Origin of the sequence: Rhodanobacter spathiphylli B39, assembly GCF_000264295.1 — a bacterium.
Taxonomy (GTDB): Bacteria; Pseudomonadota; Gammaproteobacteria; order Xanthomonadales; family Rhodanobacteraceae; genus Rhodanobacter; species Rhodanobacter spathiphylli.
The window spans coordinates 628,336-643,839 of sequence record NZ_AJXT01000004.1; the positions used below are offsets into that span (position 1 = coordinate 628,336).

Consider the following 15,504-nt stretch of genomic DNA (forward strand, 5'->3'; position numbering starts at 1 on the left):
GTTACCGCGCCCGCGTCTGCACCGGCCAGGTCAGCAGCGCGGGCATGGGCCACGGCCTCGGCATGAATCAGGTTTCCCTTCCTTCGTACTACCGCGCCACGGCGACGCCTTACCCGGCGTACGCCCCGTTGCAGGGCAGCGGACGTGCCCGGGTGGCGATTGTCGGTGGCGGCTTTGCCGGACTGAACACGGCACTCGGACTGGCCGAGCGCGGTGTCGGCGAGGTGGTGCTGCTGGAGCGCGAACAGATCGGTTTCGGCGCCTCCGGTCGCAACGGCGGTTTCGTGTTCGCCGGCTATTCGCTGGGCGAGCAATCGCTGCTCGATCAGCTGGGCGAGGCGCGCGCGCAGGCCATTTTCCGGCTCACCACCGAAGCGGTGCAGCGCATTCGACGGCGCATCGCCGACTACGCCATTCCCTGCGATGCTGTCGACGAGGGCGTGATCTGGGCCAACTGGTTCCGCGATCCCGCGGTGTTGCGCCAGCGCCAGCAGTTGCTGGCCGGGCACTACGGCGTGCAATGGCAATGGCTGGCCGAGGCGGAACTGCGCCAGCGCATCCACAGCGAGCGCTATCACGATGGCCTGTATGAGCGTGACGCGCTGCACCTGCATCCGCTCAACTATGCGATCGGGCTTGCCGCGGCCGCAGCCGGAAAGGGCGTGCGCATCCACGAGCACAGCGGTGTCCGCAGCCTCGAACGCGAAGGCCTGCAATGGCGCTTGCGCACCGCGCAGGGCGACCTGCTGGTCGACCAGGTGGTGCTGGCCTGCGGCGGCTACCTGGCGGGCCTGCAGAAGCCGATCGACCGGGCGATCCTGCCGATCGCCACCTATGTGATGGTGACCGAACCGCTGGGGCCACGCATGGACGACTGCCTGGCCACCCGTGCCGCGGTCTACGACAGCCGTTTCGCATTCGACTACTACCGCGCGCTGCCGGACACCCGATTGCTGTGGGGCGGCCGCATCTCGATCCGCAACCGCTCGCCCCAGGCGGTGCAGCGGATGCTGACGAAAGACCTGCTGCGGGTGTTTCCCCAATTGCACGGGGTGAAGATCGACTACGCGTGGTCGGGCCTGATGAGCTACGCGCGCCACCAGATGCCGCAAATCGGCGGCAGCGACAACGGGCTCTGGTGGGCACAGGCGTTTGGCGGCCATGGCCTGGCGCCGACCTGCGCGGCCGGCGAACTGCTGGCGGCGGCGATCGCCGATGGCGACCAGGGCTGGAAGCAGTTCGCCGACTACGGCCTGGGCAGCACGCACCGGCCGTTCGGTTATCTTGGTGCGCAGGCGACCTACTGGTGGCAGCAGGGCCGCGACTGGTTGAAGACGAGGCTGGAAGGATGAGCGAAGCAGGGCAGGGTGAAATCAGCTGGGCCGATTTCGAGAAGGTGCGGATCGTCGCCGGTACGGTGACACGGGTGGAAGCGTTCCCCGAGGCGCGCAAGCCGGCCTGGAAAGTGTGGGTGGATTTCGGCGGGTACGGCGAGAAGAAGACCAGCGCGCAGATCGCCGCGCTGTACAGCGCCGAGCAACTCGTGGGCCGGCAGGTCGTCGGCGTGATCAACTTTCCCGAAAAGCAGATCGGCCCGTTTCGTTCGCAGTTCCTGCTGACCGGGTTTCACACCGACGACGGGGTGGTGTTGACCGCCGTCGAGCGGCCGGTGCCGAACGGTACGCGCCTGGCCTGAGTCGTCAGCGGTCCAGCCAGACCTCCAGCCCCTGCGCATTGAGTTCGATGTCCATGCCCAGCAACTGGCGCAAGCTGCTGCGTCCGCGGTTCCAGCCGTGCGCTTCGGCGCGGGTGGCGTAGAGATCGGTGAGCGATTCCATCAACGCGGCGTGTCGGTCAGGTTGGCCGTGCGCCGCGCGGGCCAGCGCGACCATCGCGTCGATCTGCGTGTGCAGGTCGGTGGCCAGCCGCTCCACTGCCTCCACCCGGCCGTAGTGGGTGAGGTACATCGCCTCGGGGCGCAGCGCGATCAGTCGCTCGATCGAGGCATGCAGCGCTTCCGGGTCGAACTGCACCGGCGAGGTGGTGGGCAGGATGAACGGGCCCTGCGCCGTGTCGAAATCGCGATACGACAGGCCGAATACGTCGCCGGTGAAACAGATGTTGGCACGCTCGTCGTAGACGGTGAGGTGGTGCTTCGCATGGCCCGGAGTATCGATGCACGACAGCGGCCGCCCGGCCAGGTCCACCACGTGCCCGTCCACCGCCTCGATCACCCGTTCGGCCGGAATGGGCCGCAGCCGGCCGTAGGTCTGTTCCATCACCGCCTCGCCGTAGACGGCGCTGGCGCCGGCCCACAACACCGACGGATCGACCATGTGGCGTGCCCCGCGCGGATGCACCACCAGCTTCGCGTTCGGCAGCTGCGCGATCAGCTCGCCGGCACCGCCGGCATGATCCAGATGCACGTGGGTGAGGATCAGCCAGTCGACATCGGCTGGCGTGATGCCGGCGCTGCCCAGTGCATCCAACATCCGCGGCACCGCGAAGTTGGTGCCGCAGTCGATGAATGCGCCGCGACCGTTCTCGACGACCAGGTAGGCCGCGTCGAACCGTGGCCGCACGAAGCCGGTGTCGATGGTGTGGATGCCGTGTTCTGCCATGCCTGCCTCGCGATCGGTGGGTTCCGCGAGGGTAGCAAGTTGCCGGGGCCCGGGCACGATCGCCCGGGTTGATTCCGGTGAATCCGGCCAGCAGGCAAACTGCGGTAGGCTAGCTGCCAATGAGGGGATCGGGGGACTCCGTCAATGCGCTGCCTGCTCGTGGTTGCGTCACTGCTGCTGGGAAATGCATGGCCGGTGCTGGCGGCGGAGGTCACCGTCCACCTCGACGATGGCCGCGGCCATGCGGTGAGCGATGCGGTGGTCATGCTGATCCCGGATGCGGCTCCGGCTGCGGCAGCCGCGCCCCCGGCACCGGCCACCCACGTCGTCGACCAGCGGGACGAGACCTTCGTTCCCTACGTGCAACTGCTGCGCCCCGGCGACGAGGTGGTGTTCCGCAACAGCGACAGCACCCGCCATCACGTCTATTCGTTCGCCGCGATCAGGACGTTCGAATTCGTGCTGCGGCCGGGGGAAAGCTCGCCGGCCCTGGTGATGGACAAGAGCGGCATCGCCGCGGTGGGCTGCAACATCCACGACCACATGATCACCTACCTGTTCGTGTCCGCGGTGCCGGCGATCGCGCTGTCCGGTGGTGACGGCAACGCCACCATCGGCCATCTGGCGCCGGGTCGCTACACCGCGCACGTCTGGCACCCGCAGTTGCATCCCGGTCATCCGCAACCGAGCCAGAGCGTGACCATCGGTGGTGATGCCGACATCGGGCATCTGGATTTCACGCTGTCGCTGATGCCCGATCCGCGCATGTTCATGGATCGCGAGCACCTGGACTACTGAGCCGACCATGCGCACCATGGGTTTCCGCCTTCGCCTTGCGCTGTTTTTCGTCGCCACCCTGGTGACGGTGCAGCTGCTGACCGCCGGCCTCGTCTATGAGGTGACCCGGCGCGCGCTGGTGACCGAGGGCGAGCGCCAGCTGACCGCCAACGCGCAGGCATTCGTGGCGCAGATGGATGACATCTCGGCGCGGATCGGCGGCAACGTCGAAGTGCTGTCGCTCGACTACGCGCTGCGCTCGGCCATCGCCGAACGCGATCGCGGCACCGTGTTGTCGGTGCTGCGCAACCACGGCCGGCGGGTGGGCGCCTCGCGCATGCTGCTGATCGGCCTGGACGGAACGGTCGAGGCCGATACTGCCGCCACCTCGAGCACGCCGCAGCGCTTTCCGTTTCCCGACCTGATCGATGACGCCTATGACCGGCGCACTGCGGCGGTGGTTGCGCTGGACGGCAAGGCGTCGTGGATGGTGGTGGTGCCGATCTACGCGCCGCAGCCGGTGGGCCTGGTGGTGGTCAACGTGCCGCTCGATGACGTGCTGCTGGCGCACATGCAGCGGCTTTCCGCCTTGCCACGCGACATCGAGCTGGCAACGCAGAGCGCACCGGGGCGCTGGGACGTGGTGGCGCGGGGCGATCGCCACACCGGGCTGGTCGACAGCCTCGCCAGCGCACATCGCGGGCTGCCATGGAAACCGCTGCTGACCGAAGTCGACGGCAAGGAATACATGGTGCTGGCGCAGCGCCTGAAGCAGCCGAAGCAGGGCGCGCCGGTGGTGGCGGTGCTGGGCTATTCGCTGGACGACGCGTTGAGTCCGTTCCGCTCGATCGCGATCGCGTGGGCGACCCTGCTGGCGCTGGGCCTGGGCGTGGGCCTGCTCGGCGCGTGGTTCACCGCGCGCAGCGTGTCGCGCCCGGTCGAGGCGCTGGCCGCCGCGGTGCGACGCATCGGTGCGGGTGATTACCGCACTCCGGCCGGCACCCGGCGACATGACGAAATCGGCCAGCTGGCCGGCGCCTTCGACGCCATGACCGAAGCGGTGCGCCAGCGCGAGCTGCGTATCCGCCACCAGGCCATGCACGACAGCGTCACCGACCTGCCCAACCGGCTGGCCGCCGAAGCCAGCATCGATGAGAGCCTCGGCGGCCAGGCGGGCGGGGGTGCACTGCTGATGGTCGGCCTGACGCGGGCCCCGGAAATCATCAAGACGATGGGGCACGCCCTGTGCGACCGGCTGATGCGCGACGCCAGCGAACGCATTCGCCGGGTCGCGATGGATGCCTTCCTCGCCCGCACCAGCGACACGCAGTTCATGCTGTGGCTGCCGCGCGCCGGGCAGGACGCCGCGATCGCCGCCGGGCTGCGCGTGCTCGACGCACTCAACGAGCCGTACCAGGAAACCGACGTCAGCATCGACCGGCTGCCGTCCGTGGGCATCGCGATGGCGCCGGCCGATGGCCGGCAAGCCGACACGTTGCTGCGCCATGCCGAGGTGGCCCAGTTCGCCGCCGCCGGTTCGGCCAGCGCGCTGAGTTTCTATGACGCGGCCACCGACCCGCATCGGCCCGAGCGGTTGTCGCTGATGGGGGACCTGCGCGAAGCACTCGACCGCGACGGCCTGCTGCTGCACTACCAGCCCAAGTTCGACCTCGCCAGCCAGCGCACCGACGGCGCCGAGGCGCTGCTGCGCTGGAACCACCCGCGACGTGGCTGGGTGGCGCCGGACACGTTCGTCGGCATGGCCGAGGAAACCGGCAACATCCATCGCGTCAGCCGCTGGGTGCTGGCCAGCGCGCTGGCGCAGGTTCAGCGCTGGATCGAACGTGGGCTGGCGCTGCACATCGCGGTGAACCTGTCGACCCGCGACCTGGAGGATGCCGAGTTGCCGGCGTGGATCGCCGCGCTGCTGTCGATCCACCGGGTGCCGGCATCCTGCCTGACCGTGGAAGTGACCGAGCGGGCCGTGATCGGCGAACCGGACACGGCGATCCGCATCCTGCGGGGGCTGGCCGAGCAGGGCATCGGCATCGCGATCGATGATTTCGGCGTGGGCCAGGCCACCTTCGCCTATCTGCGCCACCTGCCGGTCAGCGAACTGAAGATCGACCAGATGTTCGTCAGGCACCTGGCCACCGATGCGAACGACCGGATCATCGTGCGTTCCATCGTCGAGCTGAGTCACCAGCTGGGCTATCGCGTCACCGCCGAAGGCGTGGAGGACCAGGGCGCGCTGGATTACCTGGCCGCGGTCGGCTGCGATCATGCGCAGGGCTTCTTCATCGCCCGGCCGATGCCGGCCGAGGCTTTCGCGACCTTCGTCGGCGGACAAGCCGGGCAGGCCGCCGGGGGATCGCGACGATGAGGCGTCGGATATTTCTGTGCTGCCTGCTGGGCCTGTACGTGCCGGCGGGTCTCGCCCAGGATTTCAAGTTGCATGCATGGCTGGACGGACGCCTGGTCGCTGCACCCGCCGAAACCAGCTGGACCCACGGCGGTCTGGGCAAGACGCGTTTCGGCGGTGGCGGCGTCGATGCCCGCTTCGGCGGTGCGGGCGTGGTCGGCACCGCCCAGTTCACGCCCGCGCTGATGGCGCTGGCCTCCGTCCAGTGGCAGGACACCGACTACGCCACGCTGGACACGATCGAGGCCTACCTGCGCTACCGCCCGGTGTCGCTGTCGCGCTGGCGCTGGTCGCTGCAGGCCGGCGCCTTCCTGCCGCCGATCTCGCTGGAGAACGATGCGATCGGCTGGACCAGCTCGTGGACGCTCACGCCCTCGGCGATCAACAGCTGGGTCGGTGAGGAATTGCGCGCGACGGGCGCGGAGGGCCGGCTCGAATGGCGCGGCGACGACGCCAGCTGGGAACTGCGCAGCGCCCTGTTCCAGCGCAACGATCCGGCCGGCAACCTGCTGGCCGTGCGTGGCTGGTCGCTCAGCGACCTCACCTACGGGCTGGGCAGCCGCCTGCACGAGCCCGACGCGGTGGTGCGCCGAAACGGTGGCCAGCCGCCGGGACGCTACGATCCGTTCCAGAACATCGGCCATCGCAGCGGCTGGTACGCGAACCTGGACTGGCGAACGTCTGTCGGCGGCAGGCTGAGCCTGATGCGTTACGACAACCGCGCCGATCCGGCCGCGCACAGCGACAGTGGCGTGTTCGCCTGGCACACCTGGTTCTGGAGCCTGGGCGCCTCGGCCGACACCGGCCCGATCCGCTGGATCGCCCAGGCGATGGACGGCGCCACCGTGATCGAGCCGGTGGACGGATTGCAGTTCGAAACGCGCTTCCGCTCGGCCTTCCTGCTGGCGGGATGGAACCGCGGGGCATGGCGTCCGGCATTGCGCATCGAGCACTTCAGCACCCGCGAACTCGCCGCCGCCGTGGGCACCGGCCAGGGCGAGCACGGCAACGCCGTCACCGCGGCGCTCAACTGGCGCCCGCGCGACTGGCTGCGGTTGAGCGCCGAGGTGCTGCGCATCGACAGCGTACGTAAGCAGCGCGTCGAGGCGGGGCTGGCACCAGCGTCGGCGGTCACCCAGGTGCAGCTGGGCGTGCGGCTGATCTACTGAGAGGTTGTGAGTTTTACAACCTCTCAGGTCGGCCAGGCACGGCCGACCGCGGATCGGTCACGCCAGTGACTGATTCGCGTGAGCGAGTCCGGGCGTGTACCGGACTCGCGATAGAAGAAAACCACAGGACGTGGTTTTCTTCACAGGCTCTGAGCGGCTTCCGCGAGATCCTCGCCCGGCATGCGGGAACCTCCGGCGCATGACTGCATCCGATCCATGACGATCCGCTTCATCCATGCCATGCCACGAGGGGAGAACGACATGTTGCTCTATGCAGTCCTGATTTTTGCGGTGGCCGCCATCGGCGGCCTGGTGCTGGCCTCCAGCGTGCTGCGCGGCAAGCTGGCGCCGTGGGCGATCTCGGCATTGCACGCCTTGCTGGGCGCCAGCGGCCTGGTGCTGCTGATCCTGGTCGCGCTGCAGGGCGCGGCGCCGGGACGGCTCACTGCGGCGCTGGCCTTGCTGGTGCTGGCGGCACTGGGCGGCTTCTTCCTCGCTTCGTTCCACATGCGCAAACAGGTGGCGCCGAAAGCCGTGGTGCTCGTGCATGCCGGCGTCGCGGTGGTCGGCTTCCTGACCTTGCTCAGCCTGCTGCTGGGCTGAGCGGCCATGCGCCATCCGCTACACCCCGCACTGGTCCATTTCCCGATCGCCTGCTGGTCGCTGGCCACGGCGGCGGATCTGGCCAGCCTGGTCTGGGGTGAGCCGGCGTGGCATCTTGCCGGCGTGTTGCTGGTGGCGGGGATCGGCTTCGCGATACCCGCCATGCTGGCCGGTTTCCTGGAGCTGGCGAAAGTCGCCGCGGACCACCCGGCGATCCGCGACCTCAACCGGCACATGATCGCGGTGATGAGCGCACTGTCCTGCTATGCGGCCAGCCTGTTCCTGCGCCTGCAGGGCGCCCGGCTGACCGAACCGGGCGTGCCGGCGATCGCGCTGAGCGTGCTGGGTTTCGTCGCGCTGGGCGTGGCCGGCTGGCTCGGCGGCAAGCTGGTGTATGGACACCGGCTCGGCGTCACTCCGCCGTCGGCGTAGTGGTCCGCTTTGCCTTCACCGGTCGGGGCACGCGCCACAGGTACCACGCCGCGGCCGTGCGATGCGGGCTCCACGCCTGGCCGATCAGCGCCATCGCCTTCGGCGTCGGCGCCGCGTCGAGCGACTTCAGCAGCCGGTAGCCTTCGCGCACGCCGAAATCGTCAGCCGGCAGGATATCGGGCCGGGCCAGACTGTAGATCAGGAACATCTCCACGGTCCACCGACCGATGCCCTTCAGCGCGCCCAGGCGGGCGATGAGCTCGTCGTCGGCGAGCGCCTGCGCGGTGGCGAGGCCGGGCACCACGCCTTCCAGCGTGGCCGCGGCGATGCCCCGGATCGTCTCGATCTTGCGCGCCGAGAAACCACAGGCGCGCATCGCGTCGAAGCTGGCGTCGAGCAGTTGCCGCGGCGACGGAAACGCCGACCGTGGATGCAGGGTGAGCAGGCGGGCGACGATCGCATCGCCGGCCTTGACGTGCAGTTGCTGGTAGGCGACCGCGCGCACAAGCGCCTCGTACGGTTCGCGGGCGGGTTTCGGTTCGTGCCCGCAAGGACCGAGTTGCGCCACCAGTTGCGCCCAGTCGGGGTCGATCGATGCCAGATGTTTCGATGCATCGACGGATGCCGGCTTGCGGCCTTTCATCGGGCGAACTCCCTGGCTAGCCGGCGCGGCGAAAGGTGAGGTTGATGCGGCATTCGCCCAGCGCTTCGTGATGGTTCGGCTTCAGTGGCAGCACGCCGTGATGACGCAACCGCGCCGGGCCGCCCCACACGACCACGTCGCCGTGAGCCAGCGGCACCCGCATCGCGGCGTCGCTGCGTTGATCGCCACCGAACAGGAATATGGCGGGAATGCCCAGCGACACGGAAACGATCGGCTGGCCGAAGTCGCGCTCGTCGCGATCCTGATGCAGGCTCAGCCGGGTGCCTGGCTCGTAGCGGTTGATCAGGCAGGCATCCGGCGCGAAACCGGCAAAGCCGGCCTGCGCGGCCGCGCTGGTGGCGAGCTTGCGGAACACGTCGGGCAGCGGCGGCCAGCGCTTGCCGCTGTCCGGATCGACCGGATCGTAGCGATAGCCGCGCCGGTCGCTGACCCAGCCCAGCGATCCGGCGTTGGTCATCGCCACCGACATGCGCAAGCCGCCGGGGGTGATCAGGTGGCGGAACGGCGCCTGCGCCACGATCGCATCGATCGCCTGCAGCAGCGGCGCCTCGTCGGCCAGCGCAAAGCCGCGCAACACCACCGCGCCCGCGCACAGGGACTCGTCGCGCCGCGGCGCCTGGATGCCGGCGAACAGGTCGGTGGTGATCATGTGGCGTCGTGGAAGATGATGCCCAGCGTGTGGCGATGGCCGCTGCGCAACCGGCTGACGCCATGACGCTGGTTCACCCGGTAGCTGCCCCGCGTGCCCTGCACCGGGCGCTGGTGCACCGCGAACACCACCGCATCGCCCTGGTGCAGCGGCACCACGTCGGCGCGCGACTGCATGCGCGGGCGCTGTTCGGTCAGCACGAATTCGCCGCCGCTGAAATCCCGCCCCGGCTCGGACAACAGGATCGCCACCTGCAACGGGAACACGTGCTCGCCGTAGAGATCCTGGTGCAGGCAGTTGTAGTCACCGGCGCCGTACTGCAACAGCAGCGGCGTGGGCCGCCGCTGGCCGGCGCCATGGCAGCGCGCGAGAAACGCCGCGTGGGAATCGGGATAGCGCACGTCGATTCCCATCGCCGCATTCCAGCGATTCGCGATCGGTGCCAGTCGCGGATAGATCGCGCCGCGCAGACTGGCCACGGTGTCCGGCAGCGGGTAGGCGAAATACTGGTACTCGCCGCGCCCGAAACCGTGCCGGCCCATCACGACACGGCTGCGGAAGATCGTCTCGTCGGCGTAGAGGCCGGCCAGATCGCGGCACTCCCGCGGCGACAGCAGGGCTTCGAGCATCGCAAAGCCCTGCGCGTCGAGGTCGTCCGCGACGTCGGCCCAGTCGAAAACCTGCAGTCGCGCAGCGGCGTCATCCGTCATCGCGTCAGGCATCGCGTTCATGCCTTGGCCTCGCGTGCGAGCAGGGTGCGCTTGCGTTCCACGCCCCAGCGATAGCCGGACAGGCCGCCGTCGTTGCGCACCACGCGATGACAGGGGATCGCCACCGCCAGCATGTTCGCCGCACAGGCACCGGCCACCGCCCGCACCGCCCTGGGCGAACCGATGCGCTGGGCGATCTCGCTGTAACTGACGGTGGCGCCGGCCGGAATGTCGCGCAGCGCCCGCCAGACCCGCTGCTGGAACGCGGTGCCGCGCACGTCCAGTGGCAGGTCGAGGCCGAGTGCCGGCGCCTCGACGAAACCGACTACCGTCGCCACCAGCTGCTCGAAGGCGCGATCGCCACCGATCAGGTTCGCCCTGGGGAAGCGGTCCTGCAGGTCACGGGCCAGGGTGTCCGGGTCGTCGCCGAACAGGATCGCGCAGACCCCACGCTGGCTCTGCGCGACCAGGATGGCGCCCAGCGAGCACTCGCCGATCGCAAAGCGGATGTCGTGGTCGACGCCGCCGGCGCGGTAGCTGGACGGCGTCATGCCGAGCAGCTGGTTCGAGCTCTCGTAGAAACGGCTGCTGGCGTTGTAGCCGGCGTCGAAGATCGCCTCGGTCACGCTGCTGCCGCGACCGAGTTCGCTGCGCACCCTGCTGGCGCGGTGTGCCGCGGCATATTGCTTCGGGGTCACCCCGGCGATGGCCTTGAAGATGCGGTGGAAATGGAACGGGCTCAGGCCGGTCGGTTTCGCCAGTTGCTCCAGCGTGGGCGCGGTCTCTGCGTTCTCGATCAGGCGGCAGGCCGCGGTGACCATGGCCGCGTGCTGCTCCTGCAGCGACAGCTGGTCGGGCTTGCAGCGCTTGCACGGACGAAAGCCGGCGCGTTCCGCCGCCGCGGCCGAATCGTGGAACGCCACGTTCTCGGGCCGGGCCGGGCGGGCTGCGCAGGAAGGGCGGCAGTACACGCCGGTGGTCCTGACCGAATAGAAGAAGCTGCCGTCGGCGCCCGCATCGCGCGCCTGCAGCGCGGCCCAGCGGGGGTCGCTCAGGGTGGCGGCGGCCTGTTCGGCGATTTTGTCGGCGGTTTTCATGGGCGTGCTCCCGAAGATTATCTCGTGCAGCCAATCTACGGGGCGGTGGTCGTGGCGGCACTCCGGGTCTTGCGGTCGAATTCCCGCGGCGGCGCGCGTGCGGGAGGTGGCGATTTACCGCGGGCGCGAACGCGTATACCTTCATCGAGTCGCCGCCACGCCACATCCGCGGCGACACTACTGTTCAGGGCCGGGGGTTCGCGATGACCAAGCAGGGGACGCGAGCGGGCAGGGATGCGCCAGGCACGGCGTCCCTGCGGTGCTGCGCCTGCGTGGTGGGCCTGATCCTGGCGCTCTGGGCCGGTGTCGCGGGCGCGGCCACGCAGACATTGTCCAGCGGCTGGCGCTTCCGCCTCGACCCGCATTCGCCAGCCACGCAGACCCACCCGGAAGCTGCGGGCTGGCGCGCTGCCCAGGTGCCGGGCAGCGTGCAGACCGACCTGCTGACGGCGGGCGTGATCGTCGATCCGTTCCAGCGCGGCAACGAGGCCGCGCTGCAATGGATCGGCCTGGCCGACTGGCAATACCAGTTGCCACTGGCGATCGATGCGGCGACCTTGCGGCATGACCACGTCGACCTGGTCTTCGACGGCCTGGACACGTTCGCCGACGTCTCGCTCAACGGCCAGCCGCTGCTGGCTGCGGACAACATGTTCAGGCGCTGGCGCGTGCCGGTGAAGGACGTGCTGCACGCGGGCAGTAATACGCTGCAGGTCACGCTGCATTCGCCGATCGCCCGGATCCAGCCCTGGCTGCTGAAACAGCCCCACGCCTTGCCGGGCGAATTCGATTCCGCGTTCGGTGACGAGCCGAAGGGCAGGCAGACGGCCAACTACGTGCGCAAGGCGAACTACCAGTATGGCTGGGACTGGGGCCCGCGCTACGTCACCGAGGGCATCTGGCAGCCGGTGCATCTGGAAAGCTGGGACGAACTGCGGCTGGCGGATTTCCACGTCGCCCAGCAGCACGTCGATGCGCAGGCCGCGCAATTGCTGGCGCAGTTCGATCTTCGTGCCGACCATGCCGGCGAGGCCGGGCTGCGGGTAACCTGGACGGCGCCGGACGGCAGCCAGCGCAGCACGACCCTGGCGACCTCGCTGACTGCCGGCGACAACCATGTCGAGCTGCCGTTGCGCATCGAACATCCGCAGCGCTGGTGGCCGGTCGGCTACGGCGAGCCGAACCTGTATCGCTTCCATGCCGAAGTGGTGGTGGCCGGCAAGGTCATCGCCAGCGCCGAGCGCGATACCGGGCTGCGCAGCGTGGAGCTGCGGCGGCAGCGCGATCGCTGGGGCCGCAGCTTCGCCTTCGTGATCAATGGCGTGCCGGTCTTCGCCAAGGGCGCCAACCTGATCCCGCTGGACAGCTTCCCCGAGCGCGTCACCGGATCGCGCCTGCAACAGATCCTGCAGTCCGCCCGCGACGCCAACATGAACATGCTGCGCGTGTGGGGTGGCGGCTATTACCAGAGCGATGCTTTCTACGCGCTGGCGGACCGGCTCGGCCTGATGATCTGGCAGGACTTCATGTTCGGCGGCGCGATCCCGCCGTACGACGCGGCGTTCCGCGAGAACACGAGGATCGAGGCCACCGAACAGGTCATCCGCCTGCGCGATCACCCGAGCATCGTGCTGTGGTGCGGCAACAACGAGGTGCAGACCGGTTGGGAGTCCTGGCCTGACCGCAAGCAGTTCGCCGAGGCGATCGGACCGGTCGAGCGGGCGCGCGTTGAGCAGGGCATGCGCACCCTGTTCGGCGAAACCCTGCGCGACGTGGTGCAGCGCCATGCGCCGGACGTGCCGTACTGGGCCAGCTCGCCCGGCACGGATTTCGACGGGCCGGCCAACGTGCCGGACGATGGCGACATGCACGTGTGGGACGTCTGGGCCGGCTCCGCTCCGATCGAGGACTACCTGAAGACCACGCCGCGCTTCCAGTCCGAGTACGGCCTGCAATCGTTCCCGGCGCTGGCCACCCTGCGCAGCTTCGCCGCACCGTCCGACCTGTCGCCGGAGTCGCCGGTGATGCGGGCGCACCAGAAATTCGACGGCGGCAACGGCAACCAGCGCCTGCTGTCCTACATCCGCAAGTATTACGGCGAGCCGAAGGATTTCGCGTCCTTCGTCTACCTCAGCCAGGTGATGCAGGCCGAGGGCATCGAGCTGGCCGCCGACCACCTGCGCAGCGCGCGGCCGCAAAGCATGGGCTCGCTGTACTGGCAGCTCAACGACGTGTGGCCCGGCGCCTCGTGGTCGAGCGTCGACTACTTCGGACGCTGGAAGGCGCTGCAGTTCCACGCGCGCCGTTTCTACGCGCCGCTGCGGGTGGCGCCGATCCGTCGAGGCGGACGTACCGAGGTGTTCCTGGTGTCCGACCGCACCGCGCCGCTGGACGCCCGGCTGCGCCTGCGCGTGATGGACATGGATGGACGGCTGCTGCACGAGCGCGTCGAGCCGGTGCGTCTGCCCGCGTCGAGCAGCACCCGCGTGGCGGAGCTGAATGATGCGGCGTTGCTGCAAACTGCCGATCCCCGTCGCAGCTTCGCCGTGTTCGAGCTGGTCGGGCAGGGCAGGACGCTTTCGCGTCACCTGCTGTATTTCGAGCCAGCGCTCGCGTTGCAGCTCCCCGATCCCGGCCTGCATGCCGAGCTGGCCGAAGATCATCAGGGCACCGTGCTGAGAATTCGTGCGAAGCGGCTGGCACGCGAGGTCTGGGTCGACTTCGGCTCGCTCGACGCGCAGCTGTCCGACAATGCGTTCGACCTGCTGCCGGGCGAGCAGGTCGAACTGCGGGTTGCCGGCACGGCCGACATCGCCTCGCTGCGCAACGCGCTGCGGGTGCATTCGCTGGTCGATGCCACCGCCCATGCCGCAAGCGCCCAGGAGAGTGCACGGCCATGATCACCACGCGCCGCGCGCTGCTGAAGTTGATGGCCGCCACCGCTGGCGGGATGCTGCTGGGGCGTGTGCCGACGGCGCGGGCCGCATCGCGCCACGCGAGTCACCGCCCGCCACCCGGCCAGCGCCGGTTTGCCAGCCCGGCCGTGGAGGCGCTGATCGCCCGCACCCGGGCAAAAATCGGCGATCCCGAACTCGCCTGGCTGTTCGAGAACTGTTACCCGAACACGCTGGACACCACGGTGCAGCTGGGCAGCCTGGGTGGCAAGCCCGATACCTTCATCGTCACCGGCGACATCGACGCGATGTGGCTGCGCGATTCCTCGGCACAGGTGTGGCCATACGTGTCGCTGGCAGCGCACGACGAAGCGCTACGCCGATTGTTCCGCGGGCTGATCCATCGCCACGCGCGGTGCATCTCGATCGACCCGTACGCCAACGCGTTCCTGCCCGATCCGCGGGCGAAGACGCCGCTGTCGTGGGCCCAGCACGACCTCACCGACATGCGCCCGGGCGTGGCCGAGCGCAAATGGGAGATCGATTCGCTGTGCTATCCGATCCGCCTGGCGCATGCGTACTGGCAGGCTACCGGCGATCGCCAGCCGTTCGACGACGACTGGCGCGCCGCGATGCATGCCGTGCTGGCGACGTTCCGCCAACAGCAGCGCAGGCATGGCCCCGGTCCGTACCGTTTCCAGCGGCCATCGGCCAACCCCACCGATACCCAGTTCCTCGGCGGCTACGGCCAGCCGACCCGCGCAGTCGGGCTGATCCATGCGATGTTCCGGCCATCGGACGACGCCTGCGTGTATCCGCTGTCCATCCCCGGCAACCTGTTCGCGGTGAGTTCGCTGCGCCAACTGGCGCGGCTGTCGATCGCGCTGCACGACGACCGCACCTTTGCCGGCGAATGCACCGCGCTGGCCGACGAGGTGGAACAGGCGCTGCAGGAGTTCGGCGTGATGCATGACGAGCAGGGCAACGAGATCTGGGCCTACGAAGTCGACGGTTATGGCAACCAGCTGTTCATGGACGATGCCAACGCGCCGGGGCTGTCGAGCCTGGCCTACCTTGGCTGCTGCCCCGGCGACAACCCGCGCTACCGGCGCAGTCGCGCACTGGCCTGGAGCCCGCGCAACCCGTATTTCTTCCAGGGCCGCGCGGCGCAGGGCATCGGTGGTCCGCACGAGGGCTTGCGCATGATCTGGCCGATGTCGATCATCATGCGGGGCCTGAGCAGCGACGACGACGGCGAGATCCGCCAATGCCTGCACTGGCTGAAGACCACCCACGCCGGCACCGGCTTCATGCACGAGGCCTTCGATCAGGACGATCCGGCACATTTCACCCGCGCGTGGTTCGCCTGGGCCAACACCCTGTTCGGCGAACTGATCGTGCAAGTGGCGGCGCAGCGACCCGAACTGCTGCGGCACGCATGAACCCCGAACACGCAACGGAGAACG

General features: G+C 68.9%; 14 protein-coding genes. 9 read left to right on the forward strand and 5 right to left on the reverse strand.

Annotated features, from left to right (window positions below; all coding sequences use genetic code 11):
• The first annotated feature begins 44 nt into the window (after positions 1-44).
• Entirely contained in the window at positions 45-1,352 is a 1,308-nt protein-coding gene (locus UU7_RS03635) for an NAD(P)/FAD-dependent oxidoreductase (protein WP_007805446.1), read from the forward strand.
• Complete coding sequence (locus tag UU7_RS03640) at positions 1,349-1,696, forward strand: tRNA-binding protein (RefSeq protein WP_007805447.1); 348 nt, start codon at positions 1,349-1,351, stop codon at positions 1,694-1,696. The genes UU7_RS03635 and UU7_RS03640 overlap by 4 nt, the downstream gene beginning before the upstream one ends.
• Before the next feature lie 4 nt (positions 1,697-1,700).
• On the opposite strand, the gene UU7_RS03645 is transcribed toward UU7_RS03640, so the two are convergent.
• Entirely contained in the window at positions 1,701-2,621 is a 921-nt protein-coding gene (locus UU7_RS03645; RefSeq protein WP_007805449.1) for an MBL fold metallo-hydrolase, read from the reverse strand.
• Between the two features lie 144 nt (positions 2,622-2,765).
• Between UU7_RS03645 and UU7_RS03650 the strand changes: the two genes are divergently transcribed.
• The 5 genes from UU7_RS03650 to UU7_RS03670 all read left to right on the forward strand — a co-directional run bounded on the left by UU7_RS03650 (position 2,766) and on the right by UU7_RS03670 (position 8,024).
• Positions 2,766-3,419 (forward strand): cupredoxin domain-containing protein, encoded by a 654-nt coding sequence (locus UU7_RS03650; protein ID WP_007805450.1) that lies wholly within the window; start codon positions 2,766-2,768, stop codon positions 3,417-3,419.
• A gap of 7 nt (positions 3,420-3,426) precedes the next feature.
• On the forward strand, positions 3,427-5,781 hold the full coding sequence (locus tag UU7_RS03655) for a putative bifunctional diguanylate cyclase/phosphodiesterase (RefSeq protein ID WP_007805452.1): 2,355 nt from the start codon (positions 3,427-3,429) through the stop codon (positions 5,779-5,781).
• A complete protein-coding gene (locus tag UU7_RS03660) occupies positions 5,778-6,989 on the forward strand; it encodes a porin family protein (protein WP_007805454.1) in 1,212 nt (403 codons plus the stop codon). The genes UU7_RS03655 and UU7_RS03660 overlap by 4 nt, the downstream gene beginning before the upstream one ends.
• Before the next feature lie 261 nt (positions 6,990-7,250).
• A complete protein-coding gene (locus UU7_RS03665) occupies positions 7,251-7,592 on the forward strand; it encodes a hypothetical protein (protein WP_007805456.1) in 342 nt (113 codons plus the stop codon).
• 6 nt (positions 7,593-7,598) lie between these two features.
• Positions 7,599-8,024, forward strand: coding sequence for a DUF2231 domain-containing protein (locus UU7_RS03670; RefSeq protein ID WP_007805458.1), 426 nt, complete (start codon positions 7,599-7,601; stop codon positions 8,022-8,024).
• Here UU7_RS03670 and UU7_RS03675 read toward each other — a convergent pair.
• From UU7_RS03675 to ada, 4 genes are read right to left on the reverse strand one after another with little or no spacing between them, the layout of a single operon-like run.
• Positions 8,005-8,667 (reverse strand): DNA-3-methyladenine glycosylase family protein, encoded by a 663-nt coding sequence (locus tag UU7_RS03675; protein ID WP_007805460.1) that lies wholly within the window; start codon positions 8,665-8,667, stop codon positions 8,005-8,007. The two genes, UU7_RS03670 and UU7_RS03675, sit on opposite strands and share 20 nt — an antisense overlap.
• 16 nt (positions 8,668-8,683) lie before the next feature.
• Complete coding sequence (gene alkB, locus UU7_RS03680) at positions 8,684-9,337, reverse strand: DNA oxidative demethylase AlkB (RefSeq protein WP_007805462.1); 654 nt, start codon at positions 9,335-9,337, stop codon at positions 8,684-8,686.
• Positions 9,334-10,068 carry a 2OG-Fe(II) oxygenase gene (locus tag UU7_RS03685; RefSeq protein ID WP_007805464.1) on the reverse strand — a complete coding sequence of 245 codons (735 nt, stop codon included), beginning with the start codon at positions 10,066-10,068 and terminating at the stop codon, positions 9,334-9,336. Before UU7_RS03685 ends, alkB begins: the two co-directional genes overlap by 4 nt.
• Positions 10,065-11,144 (reverse strand): bifunctional DNA-binding transcriptional regulator/O6-methylguanine-DNA methyltransferase Ada, encoded by a 1,080-nt coding sequence (ada, locus tag UU7_RS03690; RefSeq protein ID WP_007805465.1) that lies wholly within the window; start codon positions 11,142-11,144, stop codon positions 10,065-10,067. The genes UU7_RS03685 and ada overlap by 4 nt, the downstream gene beginning before the upstream one ends.
• 272 nt (positions 11,145-11,416) lie before the next feature.
• Here ada and UU7_RS03695 point away from each other — a divergent pair, with 272 nt between their 5' ends.
• Both UU7_RS03695 and UU7_RS03700 read left to right on the forward strand, forming a co-directional pair.
• The gene (locus UU7_RS03695; protein WP_007805467.1) at positions 11,417-14,044 is read left to right on the forward strand and encodes a beta-mannosidase; all 2,628 of its coding nucleotides are present in this window, start codon (positions 11,417-11,419) and stop codon (positions 14,042-14,044) included.
• Entirely contained in the window at positions 14,041-15,480 is a 1,440-nt protein-coding gene (locus UU7_RS03700; protein WP_007805469.1) for a glycoside hydrolase family 125 protein, read from the forward strand. The genes UU7_RS03695 and UU7_RS03700 overlap by 4 nt, the downstream gene beginning before the upstream one ends.
• Positions 15,481-15,504 lie beyond the last annotated feature (24 nt).